Source organism: Bacillus sp. BP-3, assembly GCF_028401955.1.
Classification (GTDB): domain Bacteria; phylum Bacillota; class Bacilli; order Bacillales; family Bacillaceae_G; genus Bacillus_A.
The window spans coordinates 18,532-18,853 of the sequence record NZ_JAQOTJ010000034.1 but is presented as its reverse complement, the minus strand read 5'-3'; the positions used below and the strand labels follow the sequence as shown (position 1 = coordinate 18,853).

The following is a 322-nucleotide window of genomic DNA, read 5'->3' as shown; positions in this document are numbered from 1 at the left end:
TCGTCTTGCGCATGAAGGAGAGCCGACAATTGATTTGCCTCGTGCATGGCTGGAGCCTGATTCTTATGATTTTAGTTTCAGTGGATTAAAATCTGCAGTTATTAACACTGTGCATAACGCAAAACAGCGCGGAGAAGAACTTACCCCTGAAAATTTAGCTGCTAGTTTCCAGGCAAGTGTAATTGATGTATTAGTAACAAAAACAATAAGAGCAACAGAAGAATATGGTGTAAAGCAAGTGCTTCTTGCTGGTGGGGTAGCAGCCAATAAAGGATTACGAGCACGTTTAGAGGAAGAGTTTACAAAGAAAAAAGATGTTGAA

Annotated in this window: 1 protein-coding gene; it reads left to right on the top strand. The window is 40.4% G+C overall.

Going from position 1 to position 322, the window contains the following annotated elements; all coding sequences use genetic code 11:
* The coding region (locus PLX19_RS25180; protein WP_442869101.1) for a Kae1-like domain-containing protein at positions 1-322 on the top strand (322 nt) is incomplete at both ends.